This is a genomic window from Mycolicibacterium bacteremicum, from assembly GCF_002086115.1.
Taxonomy (GTDB): domain Bacteria; phylum Actinomycetota; class Actinomycetes; order Mycobacteriales; family Mycobacteriaceae; genus Mycobacterium; species Mycobacterium bacteremicum.
On record NZ_MVHJ01000002.1, the window covers coordinates 147403 to 172650 of the forward strand.

Annotated in this window: 20 protein-coding genes and 2 pseudogenes; 7 read left to right on the plus strand and 15 right to left on the minus strand. The window is 62.3% G+C overall.

The window, feature by feature from the left end:
- Nucleotides 1-18 precede the first annotated feature (18 nt).
- The 3 genes from nusG to rplA all read left to right on the plus strand — a co-directional run bounded on the left by nusG (nucleotide 19) and on the right by rplA (nucleotide 2074).
- Nucleotides 19-807 (plus strand): transcription termination/antitermination protein NusG, encoded by a 789-nt coding sequence (nusG, locus tag BST17_RS03055; protein WP_083055464.1) that lies wholly within the window; start codon nucleotides 19-21, stop codon nucleotides 805-807.
- Nucleotides 808-858: 51 nt separating this feature from the next.
- Nucleotides 859-1287: a 50S ribosomal protein L11 gene (gene rplK / locus BST17_RS03060; RefSeq protein ID WP_068000652.1), complete on the plus strand. Its 429-nt coding sequence runs from the start codon at nucleotides 859-861 to the stop codon at nucleotides 1285-1287.
- 70 nt (nucleotides 1288-1357) lie between these two features.
- Complete coding sequence (gene rplA / locus BST17_RS03065; protein ID WP_083055465.1) at nucleotides 1358-2074, plus strand: 50S ribosomal protein L1; 717 nt, start codon at nucleotides 1358-1360, stop codon at nucleotides 2072-2074.
- 13 nt (nucleotides 2075-2087) lie between these two features.
- Here the strand turns inward: rplA and BST17_RS03070 are convergent, their stop codons facing one another.
- Both BST17_RS03070 and BST17_RS03075 read right to left on the minus strand, forming a co-directional pair.
- Nucleotides 2088-3092, minus strand: coding sequence for an endonuclease/exonuclease/phosphatase family protein (locus tag BST17_RS03070; RefSeq protein WP_234807510.1), 1005 nt, complete (start codon nucleotides 3090-3092; stop codon nucleotides 2088-2090).
- 47 nt (nucleotides 3093-3139) lie between these two features.
- Nucleotides 3140-3655 (minus strand): arsenate reductase/protein-tyrosine-phosphatase family protein, encoded by a 516-nt coding sequence (locus tag BST17_RS03075; protein ID WP_083055467.1) that lies wholly within the window; start codon nucleotides 3653-3655, stop codon nucleotides 3140-3142.
- A gap of 147 nt (nucleotides 3656-3802) precedes the next feature.
- Between BST17_RS03075 and rfbA the strand changes: the two genes are divergently transcribed.
- From rfbA to BST17_RS03090, 3 genes are read left to right on the plus strand one after another with little or no spacing between them, the layout of a single operon-like run.
- Entirely contained in the window at nucleotides 3803-4672 is an 870-nt protein-coding gene (rfbA, locus tag BST17_RS03080) for a glucose-1-phosphate thymidylyltransferase RfbA (RefSeq protein ID WP_083055659.1), read from the plus strand.
- On the plus strand, nucleotides 4672-5670 hold the full coding sequence (gene rfbB / locus BST17_RS03085; RefSeq protein ID WP_083055468.1) for a dTDP-glucose 4,6-dehydratase: 999 nt from the start codon (nucleotides 4672-4674) through the stop codon (nucleotides 5668-5670). Before rfbA ends, rfbB begins: the two co-directional genes overlap by 1 nt.
- Before the next feature lie 6 nt (nucleotides 5671-5676).
- Nucleotides 5677-7101 carry a sugar nucleotide-binding protein gene (locus tag BST17_RS03090; protein WP_083055469.1) on the plus strand — a complete coding sequence of 475 codons (1425 nt, stop codon included), beginning with the start codon at nucleotides 5677-5679 and terminating at the stop codon, nucleotides 7099-7101.
- A gap of 2 nt (nucleotides 7102-7103) precedes the next feature.
- Here BST17_RS03090 and BST17_RS03095 read toward each other — a convergent pair whose 3' ends face one another.
- Entirely contained in the window at nucleotides 7104-8747 is a 1644-nt protein-coding gene (locus BST17_RS03095) for a glycosyl hydrolase family 28-related protein (protein ID WP_165762200.1), read from the minus strand.
- A 257-nt stretch (nucleotides 8748-9004) separates the two neighbouring features.
- Between BST17_RS03095 and BST17_RS03100 the strand changes: the two genes are divergently transcribed.
- Nucleotides 9005-9637: a hypothetical protein gene (locus tag BST17_RS03100; protein WP_133053501.1), complete on the plus strand. Its 633-nt coding sequence runs from the start codon at nucleotides 9005-9007 to the stop codon at nucleotides 9635-9637.
- Nucleotides 9638-9654: 17 nt separating this feature from the next.
- On the opposite strand, the gene BST17_RS03105 is transcribed toward BST17_RS03100, so the two are convergent.
- The 12 genes and pseudogenes from BST17_RS03105 to BST17_RS03150 form a co-directional block, all read right to left on the minus strand.
- Nucleotides 9655-11076, minus strand: coding sequence for a lipopolysaccharide biosynthesis protein (locus BST17_RS03105; protein WP_165762201.1), 1422 nt, complete (start codon nucleotides 11074-11076; stop codon nucleotides 9655-9657).
- 5 nt (nucleotides 11077-11081) lie between these two features.
- Nucleotides 11082-12368 (minus strand): O-antigen ligase family protein, encoded by a 1287-nt coding sequence (locus BST17_RS03110; protein WP_083055473.1) that lies wholly within the window; start codon nucleotides 12366-12368, stop codon nucleotides 11082-11084.
- Entirely contained in the window at nucleotides 12365-13246 is an 882-nt protein-coding gene (locus BST17_RS03115) for a glycosyltransferase (RefSeq protein ID WP_165762202.1), read from the minus strand. Before BST17_RS03115 ends, BST17_RS03110 begins: the two co-directional genes overlap by 4 nt.
- Nucleotides 13247-13515: 269 nt before the next feature.
- Nucleotides 13516-15120: a nucleotide sugar dehydrogenase gene (locus BST17_RS03120; protein WP_234807511.1), complete on the minus strand. Its 1605-nt coding sequence runs from the start codon at nucleotides 15118-15120 to the stop codon at nucleotides 13516-13518.
- A complete protein-coding gene (locus BST17_RS29560; protein ID WP_234807525.1) occupies nucleotides 15107-15355 on the minus strand; it encodes a sugar transferase in 249 nt (82 codons plus the stop codon). Before BST17_RS29560 ends, BST17_RS03120 begins: the two co-directional genes overlap by 14 nt.
- Nucleotides 15356-15416: 61 nt before the next feature.
- A pseudogene (locus BST17_RS29820) lies at nucleotides 15417-15524 on the minus strand (hypothetical protein); the annotation flags it as partial.
- A 73-nt stretch (nucleotides 15525-15597) separates the two neighbouring features.
- Nucleotides 15598-16320 (minus strand): annotated as a pseudogene (locus BST17_RS29915) (nucleoside-diphosphate sugar epimerase/dehydratase); the annotation flags it as partial.
- 293 nt (nucleotides 16321-16613) lie between these two features.
- Nucleotides 16614-18929: a UDP-glucuronate decarboxylase gene (locus BST17_RS03130; RefSeq protein ID WP_083055475.1), complete on the minus strand. Its 2316-nt coding sequence runs from the start codon at nucleotides 18927-18929 to the stop codon at nucleotides 16614-16616.
- 409 nt (nucleotides 18930-19338) lie between these two features.
- The gene (locus BST17_RS03135; protein ID WP_083055476.1) at nucleotides 19339-20436 is read right to left on the minus strand and encodes a DUF1972 domain-containing protein; all 1098 of its coding nucleotides are present in this window, start codon (nucleotides 20434-20436) and stop codon (nucleotides 19339-19341) included.
- Between the two features lie 69 nt (nucleotides 20437-20505).
- Nucleotides 20506-21969, minus strand: coding sequence for a tyrosine-protein kinase domain-containing protein (locus BST17_RS03140; protein WP_083055477.1), 1464 nt, complete (start codon nucleotides 21967-21969; stop codon nucleotides 20506-20508).
- A gap of 79 nt (nucleotides 21970-22048) precedes the next feature.
- Nucleotides 22049-23809, minus strand: coding sequence for a DUF4012 domain-containing protein (locus BST17_RS03145; RefSeq protein WP_083055661.1), 1761 nt, complete (start codon nucleotides 23807-23809; stop codon nucleotides 22049-22051).
- A gap of 166 nt (nucleotides 23810-23975) precedes the next feature.
- Nucleotides 23976-24440 (minus strand): hypothetical protein, encoded by a 465-nt coding sequence (locus BST17_RS03150; RefSeq protein WP_133053503.1) that lies wholly within the window; start codon nucleotides 24438-24440, stop codon nucleotides 23976-23978.
- Between the last annotated feature and the right edge of the window lie 808 nt (nucleotides 24441-25248).

The following is a 25248-nucleotide window of genomic DNA, read 5'->3' on the forward strand; positions in this document are numbered from 1 at the left end:
TGAGAGAGGACTGCAACCGTGACTAGCTTCGACGGCGACGAAAACTTCGACGCCGACACGCCTGAGGGTGAAGCCGTCGTCGACGTGATCGACGAGACCGCCGTGACTGCGGAAGCCGACGAGGCTCCGGCGGCTGAGGCTCCCGCGGCCGAGGCTGACGAGGACGCGGCCGCCGAGGAAGAGGAAGTCGATCCGGCGACCGCGCTGAAGAAGGACCTGCGCACCCGCCCGGGCAACTGGTACGTCATCCACTCGTACGCCGGTTACGAGAACAAGGTGAAGGCCAACCTCGAGACCCGTGTGCAGAACCTCGACGTCGGCGACTACATCTTCCAGGTCGAGGTGCCCACCGAAGAGGTCACCGAGATCAAGAACGGCCAGCGCAAGCAGGTCAACCGCAAGGTGCTGCCCGGCTACATCCTGGTCCGGATGGATCTGACCGACGAGTCGTGGAGCGCCGTGCGCAACACCCCGGGCGTCACCGGTTTCGTGGGTGCGACGTCCAAGCCGTCCCCGCTGACGTTGGACGACGTGGTGAAGTTCCTGCTGCCGCCGGCGGCAGCCAAGAAGCCCGCCGCCGCGAAGGCTGCCGCCGCCGCGTCGAGCGAGGCGACGCTGGAGCGTCCGGAGATCCTGGTCGACTTCGAGGTCGGCGAGTCCGTCACCGTGATGGACGGCCCGTTCGCGACGCTGCCGGCCTCGATCAGCGAGGTCAACGCCGAGCAGCAGAAGCTCAAGGTGCTGGTGTCGATCTTCGGCCGCGAGACGCCGGTCGAGCTGACGTTCACCCAGGTCGCCAAGATTTAGTTTTCGGGCCCGGATATCGGCTGGGCCCAAGAGAGAAGGAAAAACCAGAGCATGGCCCCGAAGAAGAAGGTCGTCGGGTTGATCAAGCTCCAGATCCAGGCCGGGCAGGCCAACCCTGCTCCGCCCGTGGGTCCGGCGCTCGGCCAGCACGGCGTCAACATCATGGAATTCTGCAAGGCGTACAACGCCGCGACCGAGTCGCAGCGCGGAAACGTCATCCCCGTGGAGATCAGTGTCTACGAGGACCGCAGCTTCACGTTCGCGCTGAAGACCCCGCCCGCCGCCAAGCTGCTGCTCAAGGCAGCCGGTGTGCAGAAGGGCTCCGGCACCCCGCACACCACCAAGGTTGCCAAGGTGACCTGGGACCAGGTGCGCGAGATCGCCGAGACCAAGAAGGAAGACCTCAACGCCAACGACATCGACGCCGCGGCGAAGATCATCGCCGGCACCGCCCGCTCCATGGGCATCACCGTCGAGTAACTGGTACCAAGCAATCCGTGGGAGGGCCCGCTTCGGCCCGGCAACCACACCCTCTGAACTGGAGACATCAATGAGCAAGAGCAGCAAGGCCTATCGCGAGGCCGCCGAGAAGGTGGACCGCGACAATCTCTACACCCCGTTGCAGGCGGCCCGCCTGGCCAAGGACACGTCGTCGAAGAAGCAGGATGCGACCGTCGAGGTCGCCATCCGCCTCGGCGTCGATCCGCGCAAGGCAGACCAGATGGTGCGTGGCACCGTCAACCTGCCGCACGGCACCGGCAAGACCGCGCGCGTCGCGGTGTTCGCCGTGGGTGAGAAGGCCGAGCAGGCTACCGCTGCCGGCGCCGATATCGTCGGCAGCGACGACCTGATCGAGAAGATCCAGGGCGGTTTCCTGGACTTCGACGCCGCCATCGCGACGCCCGATCAGATGGCCAAGGTCGGTCGTATCGCCCGTGTGCTGGGCCCGCGTGGCCTGATGCCGAACCCGAAGACGGGCACCGTGACCGCCGATGTGGCCAAGGCCGTCACCGACATCAAGGGCGGCAAGATCAACTTCCGCGTCGACAAGCAGGCCAACCTGCACTTCGTGATCGGCAAGGCGTCGTTCGACGCCGAGAAGTTGGCCGAGAACTACGGAGCCGCCCTCGACGAGGTGCTGCGTGCCAAGCCGTCGTCGTCGAAGGGTCGTTACCTGAAGAAGGTCACCGTCTCGACCACCACCGGCCCCGGCATCCCGGTCGATCCGGCGGTCACCCGCAACTTCACCGAGGACGTCCAGGCCTGAGCCTGAACCCCAGTTAGTCCCGAAACCCCGCCCTGGTGGCGGGGTTTCGGCGTTTCCAGGGATCGAACGGGACGGCGATGGTGGCCAGCAATGCCCGGTGATCGGTCTCGGGGATCGCGACGGTGTGGATCGACGTGACCGCCGAGTTGCGGGTCAGCACATGGTCGATGGTGATGACCGGCGGTATCAGGTGGTTGGGGGAGAAGGTCGGTGAGAAGCCGGCTCCGGTCTGCCGGACGCCGTCCTGATATCCGGTGTCCAGCAGATCGCGGAACTGACGGAAGTCGACGGTGCTGTTGAAGTCGCCGGCGATGATGACGGCGGCGTCACCAGCGGTCCGGGCGTAGTCGATGAGCTCGGATCTGGTGTGTTCGATGTTGTGGCGCCAGTGCTCGAAGGTGTTGGCGCCACCGGCGACCGGTGACATCAGATGCACACTTGAAACCAGTGGATCGTTGCGAACACCGGGAACCTGGATTCGCACCGCGACGAAGTTGTTCTCATACTTCGACGGCGGCAGCCGGGTCAGCGGGAAACGGCTCCACAGGCCCATTCCCTCGGACTCCGGTCGAGGTACCAGGGCCGAGTACGGGAAGGCCGCATCGATACCGGCGTCGTCGAGCCGGGTGGCAGCCTCGGGGGTCAGCTCCGAGACGGTGATGACATCGGCGCTATCAGCGAGGTCGAGGAAGAAGTCGGCATCGGCATGGCCGTGCAGCAGGTTTGAGGACAGCACCCGGATCTGCGCGTGGGCGCCGACGTCGGCGGGCCGACCGCCGTAGTACCAGGGCAGTTGAACCGCCAGCGTGCCGACCATCGCCGCCACCGCCAGCAGGGACAGCAGCGTGCGGCGCGAGAACACCAAAAGAACGACGGCCAGCAGCGCGATCAGCGGTAGGTAGGGCGAGGACGCGGCAAGGACCAGCGCCACGAGATTCGACAACGGCAACGTCCTGGCCGCCATGGCGACCGCCACGTAGATGAGCGCAGCCAGCCCGACGGCCACGGGGGCCGTCACCCGCAGACGTGCACCGGATCGTCGGCGACGATCGCGGACCCGCGCACTCATCGAGGGCGGCAGAGTTCGAGTATGGGTGGCAGAAGCTCAGCGATCTGGCGGCCGACGGAGGCGAAGACGTCGGGACTCTGGCCGATGGGATCGGGGATGTCGAGCGTCTCGTCGGCGCTGAGGTGCGGGCGCAGCAACGCGAGATCCCGGACCGACTGCGCGTCCATCTCGGTCACCAACCGCGACGCCTCTGCCAAGGTGAAAGTGCGGTTGAGCCGCTGTGGGGCGAGTTCGAGTACCGCGTCACGATGTGCCCTGCTCATCGTGAGGACAAGATCAGCCCCGGCCGCGATCTTCCCGGTGAGTTGACGAGCCACAAAACCGTCCGGATCGCCGCCGAGGTCACGCAGCACCTTGTCAGCATGAGGATGGACGGGATGGCCGATCACGGCATGGGTTCCGGCGCTGGAAGCGGTGATGGCTGCGTCAACTGTGGACGAATTCGCCGCGGCGAGTCGCTCTGCGGTGGGGGACCGACAGATGTTGCCGGTGCACACGAATAAGACGTGCAGGGTGACTCTCCTTGCTTCGGATCTGTGTATTGCGTTCAGTATCCGCGTTGACGGGCAAAGTTCGCCACCGGCGGCGCCCTCGTTGTGGCAGCAGTGGGCTCGTCAAGTACGTGGGCCGGTCAGGTGTGTCTGTGCCACGATGTGGCGGTGAAGGGAATCATATTGGCGGGTGGATCGGGCACACGCCTGCACCCGATCACCATGGGTATGTCCAAGCAGTTGGTTCCCATTTACGACAAGCCGATGGTCTACTACCCGCTGAGCACTCTGATGCTGGCCGGAATTCGTGACATCCTGGTGATCACCACCCCGCATGATGCCGACCATTTCGTACGGCTGCTGGGGGATGGTTCGCAGTTCGGTATCTCGATCAGTTATGCCAAACAGCCAGCCCCGGATGGGCTTGCTCAGGCCTTCACGATCGGTGCCGACTTCATTGGCGCAGAGAAGGTTGCGCTGGTGCTCGGGGACAATCTGCTCTACGGACCCGGCCTGGGAACGCAGCTCAAACGCTTCGCCGATATCGATGGTGGTGCAATTTTCGCCTACTGGGTAGCTGAACCCTCCGCGTACGGGGTGATCGAGTTCGACAGCAACAATTCTGCTGTCTCGCTTGAGGAAAAGCCGCGCGAGCCGAAGAGTAACTATGCCGTCACGGGCCTGTACTTCTACGACAACGACGTTGTGTCGATCGCCCGCGACCTGAAGCCGAGTAGTCGCGGTGAGTATGAGATCACCGACGTCAACCTCGCGTATCTGCGGGCCGGCCGTCTGCATGCCGAAGTCTTACCGCGCGGGACGGCGTGGCTGGATACCGGCACCTTTGACGCGATGAGCGAGGCTGCCGATTATGTGCGGACCGTTGAGCGGCGCACCGGGTTGAAGATCGGGGCTCCCGAAGAAGTGGCCTGGCGACAGGGTTACATCAGTGATGACGAATTGCGTTCGTGTGCAGAGAAACTCGTGAAGTCCGGATACGGCACGTATCTGCTGGGCCTGCTGGACAAGAGGCGCTGATGGCCCGGCTGCTGGTCACCGGTGGAGCTGGGTTCATCGGGTCGAACTTCGTGCACCACGTCATCGACAACACCGATCATGACGTGACGGTGCTCGACAAGCTCACCTACGCGGGCAATCGTGCCTCCCTCGTGGGTCTGCCCGAACGGCGTCTTCGATTGGTGCAAGGCGATGTTGCCGACCGTGAAGTGGTGCACGCGCTGGTGGCGGACGCCGATGCGGTGGTGCACTTTGCCGCCGAATCCCACAACGACAACTCGCTGCATGATCCGGCACCCTTTGTGCAGACCAATATCGTCGGTACGTTCACAGTGCTGGAAGCAGTCCGTACGCACGGAACTCGGCTGCACCATATTTCGACCGATGAGGTGTATGGCGACCTTCCTCTGGACGACCCCATGAGGTTCGACGAGTCCACGCCCTACAACCCGTCTTCGCCGTACTCGTCGACCAAAGCGGGAAGCGATCTTCTGGTGCGGGCGTGGGTCCGGTCATTCGGTGTCGCGGCCACCATCTCGAACTGTTCCAACAATTACGGCCCCTACCAGCACGTGGAGAAATTTATTCCGCGCCAGATCACCAACGTGCTTCGCGGCCTCCGACCGAAGCTGTACGGCGCAGGCGAGAACGTGCGGGACTGGATCCACGCCGACGACCACTCGTCGGCCGTGCTGACCATCCTGGAGAGAGGGCGAGTGGGCGAGACCTACCTCATCGGTGCCGACGGTGAGAAGAACAACAAGCAGGTGGTCGAGATGATCCTGCGGCTCATGGGGCAGCCGGCAGACGGCTATGACCACGTCACCGACCGGTCCGGTCATGACCTGCGTTACGCGATCGATGCGACGAAGGTACGTCAGGAACTCGGTTGGCGACCGAGGTATTCGGACTTCGAGGCAGGGCTGTCAGCCACCATCGACTGGTACCGCGAGAACGACCAGTGGTGGGCGCCGGCCAAAGATGAAACCGAGGCCTTCTACGCCCGAATCGGTCAGTGACGCCACGTGGTCGACTTCGAAAAAGCACTGTCCACGAGCAACACGGCGATCCCCGGCCTGTTGGTCCTGGAAATACCGGTGCACGGGGACAACCGCGGCTGGTTCAAAGAGAACTGGCACCGGGAGAAGATGGCCGCGGTCGGTCTGCCGGATTTTGGCCCGGTACAAAACAACGTGTCGTTCAACGCCGTGGCAGGTACGACACGAGGCATCCATGCCGAACCATGGGACAAACTCGTCTCGGTGGTGTCCGGACGGATCTTCGGTGCGTGGGTCGACCTGCGTGCTGGATCGACTTTCGGCAACGTCCACACGGCGGAGATAGACGCCGGCCGGGCGGTTTTCGTACCGCGCGGCGTCGGAAATGCGTTCCAAGCCTTGGAGGACGAGACCGGGTACATCTATCTGGTCAATGACCACTGGAGTCCGGATGCCGATTACACGGCGGTGAATCTGGGGGATGAGGCACTGGCCATCGACTGGCCGATCGCATTGTCCGATGCCGAGCTGTCGGCGAAGGATCGCAGTCACCCACCGTTGTCGTCGGTTGCTCCGATGCCGCCCCGCAAGATCCTGGTGCTCGGCGCCGCAGGACAAGTCGGCCGGGCGCTGCGGCAGATGTACGCCGGGGCGGACCATGTCGAGTTCGTCGACCGATCCGATATCGAGCTGGGCGGAGTAAGTCTCGACGGTGCTCGTCCGTGGGGCCAGTACGCCACGATCATCAACGCCGTTGCCTACACGGCGGTGGATGCTGCCGAGACGGCCGCGGGACGAACGGCAGCGTGGAACACCAATGTCGCCGGGGTGGCCGAATTGGCGCGCGTCGCCTGCCGGTACCGCATCACCCTGGTACACATCTCGAGCGACTACGTCTTCGACGGTGCCAGCGAATCACCCTATCGGGAGGACCACCCCGCCAGTCCGCTCGGCGTATACGGCCAGACCAAGGCGGCCGGCGATCAGATCGTCGCCACTGTGCCAAGGCATTACATCGTGCGGACATCGTGGGTGATAGGTGAGGGGCGGAACTTCGTCACCACCATGCTTGCGCTGGCCGACCGGGGTGTGGATCCGTCCGTGGTCGATGACCAGTTCGGACGACTGACCTTCGCCGACGAGATCGCCCGAGCCATCCGGCATCTGCTGGATACCGATGCACCGTTCGGAATCTACAACGTCACCGGATCGGGGCCGGTCACCTCGTGGGCGGATATTGCTCGGCAGGTTTTCGAGCTGTCCGGTCACGACCCTGGACGTGTCACCGGTGTCAGCACGGACTCGTACTTCGCCTCGGCGGCCGGGCCGGTCGCGCCGCGGCCGCGCTACAGCGTGCTAAGTTTGGTGAAGGTCGAATCGACCGGGTTCTCGCCGGCCGGCGACGCGAGGTTGGCAAGCTTCGTTGATGCTATGCGGGAGCCCACGGACTGACGCTACGACGGCGACGCCGTGCCGATTCCCACCGCGTCGAAGTTGTAGGTGCCCGCGGCATTGCCGACGGGCCTGGCCAACAGCGCACCATCCGCCAGTGACCACTCGAAGCTGGGATGCTCGGCATCCTCCCCGGCGGTGAGCCCGCCGGATTCGACAACGGTGCAGACCGAACCCTGCGATGACACGAACAGCAGATAGCTGGCCACCAGCGCCTGGTCCGACGTGCTCATCGCCGTCACTGAGATGAGACCACCGAAAGACGACCGGCCGGCGATGTCGGAAACGTTGAATATAGTTGTCCCATCGCCGATTTGGATGTCACGCCGATAGCACCCGGTAATGCCGCCACCGGGTGTCTTGATGTCCCGACACAGCTGCCTACGTTCGCCTTTGAGACTGTCGTAGGCACCGGTGTCCTGGAAGTCACGCACGATCGGATACCCGATCCCGTCACCCGAGGCAAAGACGCGGTACCCGGGAAGTGGTTCGTCCCCTGTCCAGGATGTCGGCGACTCGCTCCACTGCCAGCCGTTCTGGCCGATTTCGAGACGGCTGAAATCCTTCAGGTCGTAGAGGCCGATGGCGGCCCGTGTCCACATGGAGAACGTGTTGCCTTCGATGACGCCGACCGGGCTGCCGTTGCGGATCTCCAAGGCATCACCTAGCTTGCGTTGCCCCGGCCAGGCGATGTGGTTGCCGACGAAGGTGAAGTTTCGCGGATTGTCGAGATACACCGCGGACAAACCTGGCTCAAAGAAGTTGTTGTTGACTATTCGCAGCCAATTGGTCTCACCTAGACGAATGTTGTAACGCTTCGTGACAAAGCCCGGATCAGTCCGTGCGGTGTGACTCATCGAGAAGATCGTATTGCCAGACAGGCTCAGGCCGTCGATGCCGCCTGGATTCTTACCGTCCGTGCACGCCAGCCAAACTGAGGTATCCAGGCAGTAGTTGAAGTAGTTGTCAGTGATATGCCAGTCCGACAGGATGTCCCAGGCCGAAGTATCGCCATAGATGCCGAACATGACGCCAGAGAACTGGTTGTCGCGAATTTGGATCATGGCCGTGGTGTGGAACTTCGAGTTACCGTCTGCTTCTTCGGCGGCAATGCCTTTTCCGGCCGATCTGAAGACATTTCGAGAGATTTCCAAGCCCCGGACATTGCGTAGGACGAGGGAACGTTTGCTTCCATACTTATCATCCTGGTCAAACACAAGCCCCGTGATTGCGTCTCCGGAGTAGTCCAGGCCCCCCATGCCGTTTGCATACTCCGCAGGACCGACCCGCAACTCGCCGCCACCCAGCACTGCACCACCGATGCTTATGATACTCACGCCCGGTTGGTCGAAAGCGACATGTCCCGGAATGTGATAGCGCCCAGGAGGGAGCACTATGGCGCCACCGCCCTCAGACAACAGGGATGTGTACGTGGCCTGAATCGCGGCGGTGTCGTCGTTCACACCGTCACCGAGCGCACCGAATTCCAGCGGGTTTTTGGTTCTGGCCATTGATTTGCCGTCGGTCGCGCATTGGATCGTTTCCTCGGCGTTGCCTGATGAGCAGCCCGCCAGCATGAGCGATGCGGGTGCCAATGCCCCGGCCGCCAGCGCCTTTCCGATCAGTGCTCGGCGACCAACATCCATTACTGGCATCGCTCCTTTGTTTTCAATTGCCGCGGGTATCGAAATGATCTGACGGGCGAACTCCGGCCTCAAGGCGTCTTGGCCCGCGAACGCGCGGCATTGCGTTGGCCTTCACACCGGCGCGGCCAGTCGAGGCTTGATTAAAAGCTATCAGGACTCTGTTTCCGCCTAGTGCTGTTATCGAACGGTTATTATCCAGATTGGGCGGAGAGGGGTTCGGAATGTCCGTAACTGACCATGGTCCTAGTGGTGTAACTGTGGCGGGAGATGCACTGCGGCGCATCAAGTTTCTCACTGAGAGACTATTTCGTGGCATCAACGCGCCGATGACTCCGCATTTCGACAGCGACGAGACAACGGCATGGTTTACCGACAGGCTCAAAGGAGCCGACTGCTACTTGGAGTTCGGCTCGGGCGGGTCTACCTATCTCGCTGCGCAGCTGGGAGTTCGGTTCGCTACCGTCGAATCGGACAGGAAGTTTCTCGATGCGGTAAGAGCGCAGATCGAGGGTCACGACCTTCTTCGTCCGAGTCAGATATTCCACCACGCCGACATCGGGCCGACTGGTCGCTGGGGCCGACCGCTGGGGCGAGTCGACTCCGAACGTATGCAACAGTTTCGCCGATATTCCGACGCTCCAACCGGATTCGACTGCGTTCCAGATCTTGTGCTCATCGACGGCCGCTTCAGGGTGGCATGTGCTCTCAAGGCCATGAGTCGCTACCCCGCGGCCACAGTGATTGTTGATGATTTTCTGGGACGACCCCACTACGAGATTCTTCGGAACCATGCCGATATCCGGATGGTCGGACGTATGGCAGTCATGGAGTCCTGGGATCCGCGCGGGTGTCACGAAACGCTGAGGCTCACCGAAACTCTCCCGGCCTAGGAAAGCGCCCTGTCCTCCTAGGTCCGTCCGGTGATGCGCCGCAGAAAACGCCGATCCAAAGAGAAGCTCGCTGCGGCGTATGTCGCGGTTCCCAGGGTGAGGCAGGCAGCGAGAGATACGCCTTCGGAACCGAACCCGTCCCACATCCGGACCGATGACATTGCGAGGAGTTGTGCTGCGCCAGCAAGAAGAATCCACTTGAACTCACCAAGCATATTGATGATTGACATGTTCATGAACCGGAGGCCGACAGAGAGTGGCAGATATGATCCGATAGTACTTGCTATCGCAACGCCCCACGCCACACCGATTGGACCCCAGAACGTGCCGATCAAAACGCCGGCGACAGTGGCTGCGCCTTGTCCGATCGTTACGTGGAAGAGAGCTCCCGTATGACCTGTTGCTTGGAACACAGGTCCGATGGTGTTGCACAGTAATCGCATGGGCACGGCCACAGATAAAGCCGTCATGATTGCCGCCATCGGCCACCATTCTGGCTGGAACAGCATGCGCACGATATAGGGCGATGTGACACCGACCGTAATGGCGACGGGTAGGCACAGGCCGAAACTGGCGTATGATGTGCGCAGCCATCGTTCACGAAATGAATCCGGGTCATCCTGTGTACGAGCGAGTATCGGGAACAGCACGCGACTGATCACAGCCCCGGCCTGCGTAACGGGCGCTGACACAATTGCATAAGCACGTGAGTACAAACCCACCTGTGCCGGGCCCGCAAGCGCTGTGAGCGCAATCGTGTCGACGTTTCTGAATATGTAGTATGTGGAATTAACCCCGAGCAGGTAACCGCTAAATCCCCATAGTGATCGAGCGTCGGCAACAGTAGGCTTGGCGGTCGGCACATAGCGCGTCATGACAGTCAGGGCAACCGTCATCGTCAGTGCTGAAGCCACCGGACCGACCGACAGGCTGACGACGCCAAATCCATTTGCCGCCAGGATTACAGATACCAGGCAACCAAATAGGCTGCATCCGAACTCGACCGCCGCCAGACGGCCCAACTGAAGGGCTCGCTGCAGGATGGCAGACGGCACAACTGTCACGGACAAGGCGAACGCCGATCCGCACACTATGAGAGCTATTGCTAGATCAGGGTATTCGAGTAGCGACTGAGCGGGGTATGCGACCAGCGCTACGATCGTCGAGAAGAGTACGCCGACTGCAATATTCATTGAGAACGCCGTCGAAAGTCGGGAAGGAGACGGCGCTTCCTCGTGTATAAGTGCTGCTTGCAGACCAAAATCATTCAGCAGCGTCGCGAACGTGGTCACCAATGCCACGATCGCGAACGTGCCGTACTCGATCGGCGTCAGCCACCGAGCGGCAACAATGAAAGTCAGCAGCTGTAATGCTTGGATGCCGACCCGGCTGAGGCTGGTCCAGACTATCGCCAGCCGTGCAGTGGCTAGGAGACTCACACCAATCAACCACCCTTGGACTTGTTGGGTGGAACGAGTGCCGGTGCCGGCGCGAGTGGCCTGCCTGTCTGCGCACCCGCCGTGGATTCAGTTACAGCCTTCCGCATCGCGCAGAGTCCCACGACGACTGCAAGACCGAACGAAACTGGGAGAGCCTCTGTTGCGGCACCAACGAGTCCGAACACCAACATGGTCAAGCCTGCCGCCAGTCCAAACCGCGTGACATCACGACTGGGCCGTACAGCCATGGCTAATCCAACGCAAAGTGCGATGAAGATGACCCCTTGAAGTACGCCGCCCTCCACGGCGTACTTCAAGAACGTGTTATGACTCGTCAGATGATATCCGCCGGCGAAGTAGGGGCCCAGAGTGTCGCCTGCCGATCCTGAGCCGTGGCCCCATAGTGGGGACCGCTCGATCATTTCCCAGCCGTCTGACCAAGACTTGTACCGCTGTGAGAACCGTGAATCGTCCAGGCCGCCGTCCAGAAGCAGTCGTAGGGCAGTGAACTGGCGCAGGTACTGGGTGATGGGATCGATATAGAGCATGGCCAGAAGTGCGAGACCGACGAACGCGAATAGTCTACTAACCCATTGCTTCACACTCCCGGTTACTAGAACCATAACCAAGGCGCCGACGCCAAGTGCCACCAGACCGGTCCGGACCTGCGAATAATAGACACAACCAAGACCTACCAGTACGGCGGCGACTCGCAGGTAACCGGACCTGATGACTGTGGCCGGCGCCATTGCGGAAAGCACGAGGAACACGCCGAGCATCGAAACGTGGAAAGGACCGGCGAACAGACCTTGCATGCGCTCAATGCCGCCGATGAGAGACGTGTACTTGTCGGCGCTTCTGGGGATGGCTGCGGCAATCATCGGGAAATAGAGGTGCACCGCTAGCGAGATAGACGCGCTTACGAACATGCACCACCAGACCAGACGCAGTCCCTTCATGCGAGATCCGAGCCATCCGAGTCCGATCACGACGCCTAGAACGAAGGCGATTGATTTGCGGAATCCGAGTAGACCGACGGTCAAAGAGGGAACGTTGGGATTCAATATCTCCAGGGTCCCGATTACCGCCACCAAAGCGCTGAGGGCGAGCAGAGCGATGTTTGTCGGGTCGGCACTGGTGCGCCGCATCGTCAGCGCCTGGGCGGCCGCGATGGCGATAACTACCAGGACTACAACATTGGGTATGTTGCCTAGCGGATCGAGGGCAAACGCAAGAACGACCGAAGCAGAGCCGAGACGCCACGTACTGCTTTGCACCGCACCCACACTCATACGGTGAACTCCACGCCTAATGCCCGCGCCACTGTTGATGCCTTCTCCCGCCAAGTGAGAACCGGCGGGATCGTTTCGACGATCCTGGGAACGCGTTCGAGAGTGCCGACGGTGTCGGCAATCCACGACGGATGGTCTTGCGCGCGCAACACGAATACGCCGTTCTTGAGCACGCGTCCGGCCCCGATGATCGGTGTCGTAAGCACGGGTAAACCGCTAGCTCGATACTCGTAGATTTTTATGGCGTCGCCTCCAACTTCGCCGACACCAACCGAATGAGGCACCCATCCGACGTCAAACGTGGCCATGAGATCTGGCACGTCCTCATACTGAACGTCGCCTAGCCACTCGACGTTTGGAAGCGACGTCAAGAGCCGCCGGAAGCGGCCCTTCGCGTCGAGGATCTGGCCAGCGAAGACGAATCGAATCTTCGGCAATCTGGTGCATGTGTTCTCGATGAGCCGTGCATCGAGGCGGTTTCCGATCTTGCCGACATAGCCAACTGTAATAGGACCACTGGCTGTGGAATGTTGTTGAAACCGCTCAGGATCTACTCCGTTTGGCATCAATACTGCGTCAGTCCTGCCGTATCGGTGCGCAAGTTCCAACGTACCTTCGGAGTTGGCAAATACGGTCGAACTGGACTCGAATGCACGTCGATAGGCGGCTTCTATCTCGGACCTGATCGACACAAAGCCGTGGTGGATGGTCCAGTCATCAAGCAAGTCGAGGACTACCGGACGGTCTGTCTTGAACGGGTTCCGTTCTACCGGTGCGGATGCTGCTAGTGGATTCCAGATCACCGCGGGAGTGCGCTGACCCAGAGCGACCTTCGGGTAGGCCCCGGCGGACCGCACCCACCAATGCTTGGCATCCAAGCTGGGAACCCTCCAAGTGAATGTTTGGATGGGGTGAGACCCTTCAGCGATGCGCCCGCGGATTCGTCGTCTTGACGCCAGCACGACAGGCTCCGGCCGCGAGACGACCGCAACTTGTCGGTGGCTTTGTGCAGCAGAGCGTCCTAGCCACTCGATGATATGACCGTCTCTTGTGCGATATCCCTCGTTAGACAGTTTGTGCTGCCCGTGCATGGGGTACGCCAGCGCAAGGGTGGTCACGTCATTTCCAACGGGTACATCACGCACCGTCAAAGGGTGTGCATCCCGGGGAACCGCAACCGATATGTGGCATCTAGGACCGTAGGCTGATCCGCCAGCCACGAATTGTCTGTATCGGGGTGAACGGTGTGTACGACAACAAGATCCCACTGTTGCCGCTCCGGTTCGGCGTAGTGGAACAGCGTCTCGCCTGCTGAAGTGTGCACCGCTTCGACGTACGGGTCGCAGTAGAAAAGTTCGGCGCCGGCCTCAGCCAACAGGTCGATTATGGCCATAGCAGGAGACTCGCGAACATCACCCAAACCAGGCTTGTAGCTGACGCCCACAACGAGAATGCGTGCTCCACGGCATGGCTTTCCATTTTCGCCGAGAACGCGTTGAGCCTTTGCCACGACATCCCTGGGCCTGGCCGATATAGCGTTCATCGCGGCATCGACGACCGGAGACGTGGTTCGCTTTGCTTTCAGTTGCCACAGTAGATAGTGGGGATCACACGGAATGCAGTGCCCACCCACACCCGGCCCTGGGAAGAATGGCATGTACCCGTACGGCTTGGTCGATGCGGCGCTAATGACTTCCATGATGTCGACTTCAAGATCGCTGGCCGCGTCCGCGAACTCATTTGCGAGTGCGATATTGACCGCACGGAATGTGTTCTCGATCAACTTGGTCATCTCTGCCGCTTTCGGCGAAGACACGGTGTGCAGTGCTCCAGCCGTATGGGTAAGGAACGCGGCGGCTCGTTCACTGCAGGTTCGGGTGTGCCCGCCTATGACACGCGGTGTCTTCTCCGGTGCGTGGTCTACCACGCCCGGGTCTATACGCTCTGGGCTGAAGGCAACGTAGATGTCCGTGCCGACCTCGAATCCTCGCCGCTGCAACGGCTGCACCAGTAGATCGGCCGTGCATCCGGCGTAAGTCGTGGATGTGAGAACGATGACTTGGCCTCGCCGGGCGTACTTGACCACGGTGTCGCACGCGCGTGCGAGGGCACTCAGGTCCGGAGTCAGATGGTGATCGATCGGAGTCGGGACACACACCACGACCAAGTCAGTATCGGCGATCGCCGACGGCTCCGTCGTCAGCCGCAGAAGCTCGTCTTCGACGGCTCGAACCAGCCGCGGACGATCTCGTGGTAGCAGATCAATCCGCGTGTCTTTAATGGCGGTCAGGCGGCTCTCGCTGACGTCATAGCCTACGACATGGGCGCCCTGGTCGGTGAAAGAGAGCGCTGTTGGCACGCCGACATATCCCATTCCCACCACGGCAATGCTGAATTTTCTGAGAGCATTGCCGACGCGGACTTGCTCCATGACCGTTGACTCGATGTTGCTACGTGTCGTCATGAGATCTCCCGTTGGTGTTGTCCGCGCGGTTGAGTCGTCTGAACCGTAGAAAAGCCAAGAGCCCGCGCCGGAGCCGTCGTCGCCGGTAGAGCGCCCGGTGTACTGGACGTACAACGCATCATTTACGGAGATGCGATTCCCGCAGATCGTGACTCGAAATCCGGCAGCGTCGAGTGTGCGGAAAGCCGAACCTATCGACTCGTTGTTTCCGACGAGCGCTGCGACCACTGCCTTAAGGGCATGCGATTGTTCGCCGGCTTCCGCCGCGAGGAGGTCAGTACGCACCACTGCCCCCGAACACCACCTTCGGGGTCTGCGCCATGATGCGCACATCCCACATCAGCGACCAGGACCGCACGTACACCGAGTCCAGATGCTGCAGATCGGCGTAGGTCAAATCGCTTCGGCCGCAAACCTGCCAGAGTCCGGTGATGCCGGGCTTCACATCCAGCCGCGCCAGGGCCGCACCGTCGAGACGGTCGGACTCCTCGGTCGGGAGCGGGCGGGGCCCCACCAGAGACATCTCGCCCCGAAACGACGTTGATGAACTGGGGAAGTTCGTCGAGACTCGTCTTCCGGATGAACGCCCCGACCCGGGTCACGCGGGGATCGTGCGCCATCTTGAACAACGGCCCGTCCACCTCGTTCTGCGCCGAGACCGAACCGCGCTGCTGCCAGGCATCTGCCGTCATCGAACGGAACTTGGAAGATGCGGAAGGGCATTCCGGACCGCCCGGTGCGCTCTTGGCGGAAAAAGACCGGACCCGGGCTGTCGAATTTGATGGCTATCGCGATGGCCAGCAGAACGGGGGAGGCGACCAGCAGCGCGCATGTGGCAAGCGTCAGATCCATTGCCCGCTTCATCACGCGTGCGCTGGTGCCCAGTGACGCGGTCGGGAGATGCATGAGGGTAATGCCACGCAGTTCCTCGGCATTGCTGCGCCAGTTGTGCAATTCGAAGTACCGGGGAATCTCGGAGACCGGCACCTGGCCCTGCAACTGTCGCAGTGCCTCCAGCACCATGGCGTCGCTCGCGTTCGGGAAGGCGACGATGACACGGTCGACCTGGTGCTCAGCGCAGATCGCCGGCAGGTCTGCCAGGGCGCCCATGACTTGTGCACCCGCGCGGGGATTCTCATCGACATGCCCGACCACAAAGGTGTCAGGGCAGCGGGCCAGACGCGATGTGAGCCGATCCGAGATCGGTCCGGTCCCGATGACCACGATCCTGCTCACGGTCGGTTCGAACAGTCGCACCACGAGCCGGCGTCCGAACGGAACGAGGACGATGGCGGGAAGCGTCATGGCGACGGCGGCGGTGAGGGTGAGACCGCGGCTCTGATCGAACAGGAATGCATCCGCCGCCAGGGCGAACAGCGTGGCGGTCGGCAGGCACCGCGCCACCACCTTCGGCGACCACCATTCGCTGGGACGCAGCCGCTCGGCGGGCCTGCGATACAACCCGTGTAGGTGCAGTGCCGCGGCCATGGCGATCGCCGCCAGAATCACATCGAAGACACCGAGGTTGCCGGCGCGGATCGGACTCACCAAGCTGAGCACGACCGCACCGAGTGCCGCAGATGCCGCCAATGTCACAACATCGGCAATCTGCAGCACATAGCGGTGCTGAAGGCCGGGGGCCTTGGCCGGCGGCGCCTCGGGACCGGTCAGGATGGCCGCAACGTCGGCTGGATTACGGATGGTTCGGGCCCGCCGGAGGCTCGGCGCCGATGCCGATTGCTCGATGGTCACGTCGACTCCGCGTGCAACCGGGTGCGTTGTCACCAGCCGAATCCGACCAGTCGCAGGCCCGCTTCGGTGAAGGTGCTCTCGGATAGGCAATTCCGGCCGTCGACGATCAGGTCACCGCGCATGACGCGGCGCAGGTCTGGTGCGTCGAGATCGTTGAATTCGGCCCAGTCCGTTGCCACCACGACGGCATCTGCTCTGCTGGCTGCCTCGTATGCATCAGCCTTCAGCCGGACGGCGCCGAGCTCGTCGGGCAATTCCTTGACGACCGGGTCGTAGGCGGTGACCTTTGCGCCGGCTGCGATCAGCCGGCGCGCGATGTCGAGGGCGGGTGCATCGCGCAGATCGTCGGTCTCGGGCTTGAAGGTCAGGCCCAGCAGTGCGATCCGCCGGCCCTTGAGGACGTGCAGTTCGCGCTGCAGCTTGCGTACGACGGTGTCGCGCTGCGTCTTGTTGATCGCGACGGTCGCCTGCAGCATCGACGGTGTGTACCCGTACTCCTGACCAGAGGAGATCAACGCTGCGACGTCCTTGCCGAAACAGGAACCACCCCATCCAACACCGGGATTGAGGAACGCGCTGCCCACACGGTGGTCGGCGCCGATTGCGGGCAGGACCTCGCGTACGTCAGCTCCGAGCACCTCGCACAGTTGCGCCATCTCATTGGCGAAGCTGATCTTGGTGGCGAGGAAAGCGTTGGCCGCGTACTTGATCATCTCCGCGGATGCCAGTTCGGTGGTGATCAGCGTGGGACGAACGCCGCGCCGGCCTCCGTCGAAGGACTGGTCGAGCACCGGCTGATAGAGCTCGGCCACATGGCTGACGTCCTCGACAGAGCCGCCGAGAACAATCCGATCCGGATAGAGGAAATCGTCGAGTGCGCAACCTTCCCGGAGGAATTCCGGGTTGGAGACAACGTGGAAGCTGACCTGCTTGTCGGCCTCCAAGGCATCTTCGAGGATGGTCCGCGTCCAGTTGCCCGATCCGACCGGGACGGTGGACTTGTTCACGATCACCGCGCCGGGCTGCAGGTGAGGCGCGAGCGACTGGATGGCGCTCTCCAGCTGAGCCAGGTCAGGCGCCCCGTCGGGACCGGGCGGTGTTCCCACACAGAGGAATACGAAATCGGCATCGGACAGCGCGTCGGCGGGCTGGTCGGTGAACCGCAACCGGCCCGATGACAGTGTGCTCTGCAGCATCTCCTGCAGGCCGGGCTCGAAGAAAGGAACCTGGCCGTGGTCGAGTTGGCCGGCGCGCACCGGGTCGCTGTCGAGTCCACAGACGGAATGTCCCAGGAACGCCATACAGGTGGACGTCACGGCGCCGACATAACCAGTCCCGATGACCGCCACCTTATAGGGAGAGGTCGCCTGCTGGGGTTCGGTTCGGCGGTGGGCTCGGACGAGCTCCTCCGGCGCCACACCCTGGAACCATCGAACGGTCTCGGCCAGTCCTGCTCGTACGTCGACCGTGGGCTCCCAACCCAGCTGCGTGCGGGCCAGCGTGATATCCGGGCGACGCAGGGACGGGTCGTCTTTCGGCCGATCGGTGAACTCGATGGTTGACTCCGACCCGGTGAGTTCGATGACCAGTTCGGCCAGTTCCAGGATTGTCATCTCATGCGGGTTACCGATGTTGACCGGACCTGGCAGATCGGAGAACAGCAGCTTCAATGCGCCGTCGACCAGATCGTCGACGTGGCACACCGAACGGGTCTGGCTTCCGTCGCCGTGGACGGTGATCGGCGCGCCGGTCAGCGCCTGGCTGATGAAGTTCGGGATCGCGCGGCCGTCATTGGGACGCATCCGCGGACCATAGGTGTTGAAGATCCGCATGATCGCGGTGTCGACGCCGTGCTTCGTGCGATAGGAGACGGTCAGTGCCTCAGCGAAACGCTTGGCCTCGTCGTAGCAGGCGCGTGGACCAACCGGATTGACATTGCCCCAGTATGTTTCGGGTTGGGGGTGAACCAGCGGATCACCATAGGACTCGGAGGTCGACGCCAGCAGGAAGCGTGCGCCCTTCTCCTTGGCCAGGCCGAGGGCGTGCAGGGTGCCGAGCGAGCCCGCCTTGAGGGTCTGGATCGGAAGTTCCGCATAGTCCGTGGGCGAGGCCGGCGATGCGAAGTGCAACACGTAGTCGACCGGACCGGGCACCGAGATGTAATCGCTGACATCGACTTTCATGAGGCGGAAGCCGTCGTGGTCCTGAAGGTGTGCGACGTTCTCGGGTGAGCCGGTGATGAAATTGTCCAGGCAGATCACGTCGATACCGCGAGCCAACAATTGCTCGGCAAGATGTGAGCCGACGAATCCTGCACCGCCCGTGAGCACCGCCCGTTGCCGCATGCTCTCTCCTAAATTCAGCTGAAATCAATTCATGTTCCGTGCCGGACCGCGACATGAACCGGGGGCCAAAACGCTGTCGTCGGTGAGCTTTCGAGCCCCGCGGCGATGCGGATCACGTGGCCTGACGGTATCACTGACGGTAGTCACCGGCAACCAAACCAGCGAAGAGGCGAGAACCGAATCGCAGCTGTTCCGAAGCTGCGCGTGCTGCGGCTGAGCGATCACGAAAACGCAGGGTGCGGGTCGTATTAGCATTATTTAACTGCGGTAATCATGGCAACGGCGGTTCACTGGCTAAAATTGACGGTTCTGGTAAATAGGGCGGTGAGATGCAATCTCAGCAAACATGTGCCGGTTAGTGCCAGGAGGTGGCTGCGATGTGTGCGTGCGCACTGTGGCCCGGCCGCCATCACGACCGCAGCAGGGAGCGCAGGGCCGCCTCGTAATCCCCGCACACCTGTTTCCACGAATAGTGTTGTTCTGCACGGATCACGTTGACCCGTGCGACGTCGTCCAGGCCGGCAGGATCCGACATCATCGTCAGCGCCGCCGCCGCGATCGCGGGGCCGTCGGGGGCGACGAATTTCCCGCCGGAGCCCAACACTTCGCGGGTATAGACGGTGTCCCTGGCCAGGATCGGGGCGCCGGCTGCCATGGCTTGAACCAGCGACGGGTTGGTGCCTCCCACACTGTGACCGTGGAAGTAGACCCCGGCGTGCTGCCACAGCGAGTGAAGGAGTGCGTCATCACTGAGGTGGCCGAGCCAGGAGACAGAATCGTGGGTGTCTGCGAGACGTTGTGCCGCCTCGTCCCATTCACCTCCGTAACCCGAGCTGCCGACGATCACGACCGGATGTTTGGCGGCGATCGTGGGTACGGCCTCGAAGAACTCGGCCAGACTGTTCTCGGGTACGAACCGGGCCACCATGAGCACGTACCCCCGGTGGGCATAGCCCTCTGGTACCGGAAGCGTCGGCAATGGATCGCCGCCGTAGGGAATGAACACCCCGTTGACGCCGAATGTGCGCCTCCAGTAGTCCTCTATCGCCCGCGCGTCGAAGATCAGGTTGTCCGCCCACTTCGCCGTGCAGGAAGCGCCGGTGCGAAAGACCCGCTTGGCGAGGCTGCCCCACTTGGCGCGTTCCCACTCCAAGCCATCGACATTGACCAACGTCGGTATGCCCCGCGCCTTGAGCAGTGGTAGGTAGTAGCCGTTGGCCACATTCATGACCAACGCCACGTCTGGACGCCGCCTGGCGGAGTCCACTGTCGCGGTGAAACCGTAGGAAAGTGTGCTGGCGCTCTTGGTTTCCAGGCCGCGGGTCAGTCGCGAGACGATCCGCGGATCGCGTGTGGGATCGTCCGGCCGTGTCGAGCCGGGGCGACCGTAGACCGTGACGTCCCAGCCGGCGTCGGCGAGGAATGGCACGAGCTTGCGGACGGCGGTCTCGAAACCCGAGTAGTAACTCGGGTAGCCGCGCGTTCCGATCACCGCGACTGACGGCACTGTTCCTCCAATGTGCTCAGGCGCATGTGAGTGCCGGCATCGAATCGGCGAGCATCACATCGGGCGAAATCACGACTTCTGGGACGTGTCAGCTGGTACACCAGGAATTTCCGACGGGACGGCGGCGTGGGCATCCTTGGGTCGGTTTCGCTTGACACGGGTGGGCTTCACGGTCCGCTGGTTGCCTGCCTCGCCGTAGTAGCTGTAGCTGTACGAGGCACTTCCGCGAGCCGGGGTCATGGTCAGGACAGTGCCCAGCAGAGGTGCGCCCACGCCTTGCAGGCTGCTCACCGCATATGCCAGTTGGTCGCGTTTGGTGGACCCGTAACGCGTGATCATCAGTGCGCCATCGGCGGACGTGGCCAGGATGGCAGCATCGGTGACGGCAAGCAGAGGCGTCGAATCGACGATCACGTAATCGAACTCGGCGCGAAGCTCCGCCAGCAGCTTCTTTGTCGACTGCGATCCGAGCAGTTCACTCGGATTGGGCGGAATGGTTCCGGCGGTGAGGACGGACAGCCCGGGAAATCGGCTGACCTGCAGCGCTTCATCAAGCTGAACCGCGCCGCTGAGCACGGTGCTGAAACCGACTGTCCCGACCAGGTCCAGGTACTTGTGCAGCGCCGGGCGCCGCAGGTCACCGTCGACGATCACCACGCGATTTCCGGCCTCGGCCAACGCCAGCGCCGTGTTGATCGCGGTGGTGGACTTGCCCTCGCTGGGAATCGAACTGGTGACCACGATCATGCGCGGCGGGTTGTCGACGGTAAGGAACTGCAGGTTGGTGCGGAGCTTGCGGAAAGCCTCGGCGATAGCCGAGTTGTCACTGTCGAAGGCGATCGACGGGTGCTGGCGGCGGTCCTTGTCGAGCGGGATCGTCCCCACAGTTCCCGTTCCGGTGATCTCTTCGAGGATCTCACGGTCTTTCACGGTGTTGTCCAGCATGTCGCGAAGCATGGCGACGCCGATGCCCAGTAAAAGACCCAACCCCAGGCCGATGGCGAGGTTGCGTGCAGGCTGAGGCGCCACCGGTGACTCAGGTATGGCGGCGCGCTGTTCGACCACCACCCGGGAATCCGGCGCGGTGCCGTCCTCCGGAGTCTCCAACTCTCGCACCATTGCAACGAACTCGTCCGACAAGGTATTGGCGATATCGCGTGCCTGCACCGGGGATTCGTCCACCACGGCCACGTCGATCAGGACGGTGTCAGGCTTCGCGCTGGCCTTGACGCGGTCCTGCAGTTGATCGGCGCTCAAGTCCAGATCCAGCTTCTCGATCGTGCGTTCCGCCAAGGTGCGGCCCATGAGCAGTTCGGTGTACGACAGCACCCGCTCCTGAGAGAAGCGATTCCCCTGGTAGGTTTCTGCCAGCGTGGCGCCATCGGAAGCCGACACGAAAAGTCTTGTCGACGTCTCGTACAGCGGTGTCGTTATCAACGTGATGATCACCGCGGCCATCAGTGTGACGATCGCAGTAGCTGCGATGGTGATCCATCGCGTTCGCAGCAGCTTGACGAAGTCCTGGAGATTCAAAGCTGCCCCCTCGCAACAGTTGGACCGAGTTGCTTCCCACCGCTAGCAGTCGGTGAAATCTCTGACATGTGACCTCGAATCATTGGGAACACTCGGGCACCGAGACGGTGGGAACCACATCGTCGACGAGGGGCTGTACCGGAACACGGGCCGCCCCAGCCGCGGTCGGTTCGGTGAGCCGGAAGCTCAGCTCGCCTGACTTGCCAGGCGGGATGACAACCTGCACTTCGAAGGTCGGATGCCCGAGTTCGGTACCTGTGAACACCTGCACCCGCTCACCGTTCGACAGCGCGCTTTCGAGCTTGGCGCCGGTGGTGGCCAGCAGGCGAACCGAGGTCGCCATCGATCCACTCTGCAGTTCGATGGGCAGCGCCTCGTTCAGGCCGCCTGAACCGGCAACATAATCGGGTAGAGATTCCTGTGGGGCAGCATTCTTCAAACGGACAGTGATGGTGGAGTTCCTGGTGTCGCCGACACAGCCGTCGGCCACATATTCGATCTCGCGCTCGAGGTAGTAATCCATTTTGTTGCCGCCGAGGTTGTTGATGACCACGCCGGCATACGGAGCGGGATCAGCGGGCACGGCGTGCGCGAGAGGTGTTTCTTCGAGGAGCCGCTGTTCCTCGGGCACCGCACTCCAGACGGCGATGCGTCCCTGACCCACAGCCTTGCCCAAGGCCTCGAGGAGCGCGCGCGGTGAGCCGGTCGATGTGGTCAGCTTTGACACGACTTCGCCGGCGATGTCCTGCAGGTACCGCTTACGGGCCGCCTGGTCAGTCGGAAAACGCTGGTAGGCAGTCGATTCGGTCAACTCGACCACATTCTCGGCCGTCACCTGCTCGCCATCCGGCATGGTGACCGGTCCGGCGGCGCCGAGGATGTAGCTCAGCGCAAAGGGATCGAGAGCGATGACACCATCGACGGTCATTCCGGTCTGCTGAGCCCACATGGACTTCCAGATCTGTGCGGCATAGGGGAAGTGCGAGCTGAGATTGCTGTTGCGGTAGTCACCGAATGGATTGACGTAACCGTAGTTCTCTTCGAACTCGACACCCAGATCGATCGGCGTGAAGGGCTTGTCCAGTTCGGTATTGGCGCCCAGGGTATCGACTTCGGCCTGGCCGTTGTCGAAGTTCAGGACTCCGAACCCGCCGAGCAGGCCGCCGGTGCCGCGAGCCTCGGCGTTCGTCTGAAAGGCCATGAAGTAGTTGCGCGGTCCGTCGGCGCCCATCATGGCCGGTGCCAGCTTGGCAGCCAGCGCGGTGTTGTCCAACAGGCCGGTGATCTCGCCGGTCTGATCCTGCAACTGGTTGCGGGCCTCGTCGAGCATCGCGACGAATCCGGCATCCGGTATTGCCCGCGCTGCGGCGTCGAGGCGACTCGCGGAATCGGCGAGCTGGCTCAGGTTGGACTGCTCGTCGCGGAGCATCTGCACGTTGACCCGGCTGCCGTCGATCAGCCGATCAGGGCTGAGCGCCGTGCCGGTCTGTGCGGCGGGCTTCAACACATCTGATGCCAGGCCCAGTACCACGTCCGAGATCTGCCGACCGGTCTCGAATGGGCTGCCGATGAACGGGACGAACGACGCGATGCTCCAGGAGAACGAGTGCGTGGCGTCGTGGGCATTCTGGGCATGAGCCCCAGCCTCGTCGGCGAAGCGCAGGGCTTCTTCGGATTCGCCCTGCTGCAGCGCGCTTTTGGCCTGCTGGGCACTGGAGCGCGCCGCCTCCAGTCCGGACTTGGCGTCGAACGCGTTCTTGATGACCATGCCGGTGAAAGCCACGATCAGGATGAGGACCAGCAGGCTGCCGAGCAGCAGGGGACGGCGCCGGCGGCGCATGGTGTCCTTGAGCCCACCCAACCGTCCTTCGCGATCACGTTCTGCCGCAGCACGTTCGTCGTCGGCGGGGAAGATGTCCGGCACTCAGAGAGCTCCCAGATAGGCACGGCGCGGATCCGAGAAGCGGATCCGCGCCGTTGACACCGAATACTGCGTGATGGTCAACCTAGTTGCAGCCTCGCCCGACGGAGACCGTGGTGGTTCCGTAGGGGCCGACCTTGACCGAGCCGCCCAGCAGGCAGACCTCGAAGTTCAGATTTTGGGTGAACCAGCCGTAGACCGGCTTGAGGAAGCCGGGGACCAGGCTCATGGGGGTGAACACGACGATGTTCGACCGGGCCGGCGGATTGGGGTTGGCCTGGCCCACCCACCACAGGTCGTTCTGGAAGATGCTGCGGACGATGCCACCCGGGGTGGCGGACTGCAGCGCCGCCGAGGCTGTCGGGAGTGCGGCAGTGCACGGATCGGTGGCGGTCGGGACGCACTGGGCCGAACCGATCTGGGCGCCGAGTGCGCTGATGGGTGCCGGAGCGGGCTGAGCCTGCGCCACATTGATCGGGGTGAGGGTTGCTGCGGCGGCAAGCGCGCCGGTCGCTACGCCCAATTTGATCTTGCGAGTTAACGCTGACATTTTGTCCCCTTTAATGGCCCTGAAAGTTGCGAGAAGCATCCCAGACCGTAGGGGGGCTGTCAACTGAAACGCGCTGCTAACAGCCTATCTTCGGGCCCTGGCGGGGGCTACCACAATCCCATGTCTGGCGGTATTCGTTCCGCCGATATTGCGCTAATCGCTTCGCTTATTTCCGCTCTGCTGTTGCGCAAATGGCGCCTTTATCGATCTTGATTGCAGTTTGCTGGGTGTTGACTCGGCGTCGGCCGCGGTCAGATTGCTGAAACTGTCATGTGGCGGCTGTCGACGGCGGGCGCGGCGGCCATTTGACGAGGTCGTAAGTGTCCTAAGTGCCGGAGGTATGGGTCCGGTTCTCGTGGTCGGAATTAGCGCCGACTACACGGCCACGACAAGTGCCCCAGATATTGACGTTGCTGTTTATTTCGCCGCCGGAGTGGGCGTCTCGGTGGGGCCACTGCGCGAAGCGGGCTCCGTGGACGTCGCCGACCCCCCTCGACTCGCGCCACGGCGAGCCACGGCTGGTCGTTCGGTTCGCTTGGTGGACACGAAAGATTTCGCGCTGTAGCGGTGCCGGCAATCAAAAAGCCGTTCCCGGCAAGCGGCGGCCCAGCCGACTCGGTTGATCGATATTGCCGTGATGGGCTGACTTGGGTTGGGCTGGAGGGCTTTCCGTATCCCCGCCCTGCGTGCGTGAGGGTGGCTGAGCTTCCGGTGATCGGATACCTGCGGTAACTCGGCAAAGAGTAGCTGATTGCTTGCGCAACCACTGTTTTGGCTGAACATGCGCTGTGGATATGCCGGTGTCATC

Bases quoted from the DNA above. Each gene is read 5' to 3' on its own strand.
- rplK (WP_068000652.1), top strand. From the start codon at position 859: ATGGCCCCGAAGAAGAAGGTCGTCGGGTTGATCAAGCTCCAGATCCAG.
- rplA (WP_083055465.1), top strand. From the start codon at position 1,358: ATGAGCAAGAGCAGCAAGGCCTATCGCGAGGCCGCCGAGAAGGTGGAC.
- rfbB (WP_083055468.1), top strand. From the start codon at position 4,672: ATGGCCCGGCTGCTGGTCACCGGTGGAGCTGGGTTCATCGGGTCGAAC.
- BST17_RS03095 (WP_165762200.1), bottom strand. From the start codon at position 8,747: ATGGATGTTGGTCGCCGAGCACTGATCGGAAAGGCGCTGGCGGCCGGG.
- BST17_RS03110 (WP_083055473.1), bottom strand. From the start codon at position 12,368: ATGAGTGTGGGTGCGGTGCAAAGCAGTACGTGGCGTCTCGGCTCTGCT.
- BST17_RS29560 (WP_234807525.1), bottom strand. From the start codon at position 15,355: ATGTCTCTGGTGGGGCCCCGCCCGCTCCCGACCGAGGAGTCCGACCGT.
- BST17_RS03130 (WP_083055475.1), bottom strand. From the start codon at position 18,929: ATGCGGCAACGGGCGGTGCTCACGGGCGGTGCAGGATTCGTCGGCTCA.
- BST17_RS03145 (WP_083055661.1), bottom strand. From the start codon at position 23,809: ATGCGCCGCCGGCGCCGTCCCCTGCTGCTCGGCAGCCTGCTGGTCCTC.
- BST17_RS03150 (WP_133053503.1), bottom strand. From the start codon at position 24,440: ATGTCAGCGTTAACTCGCAAGATCAAATTGGGCGTAGCGACCGGCGCG.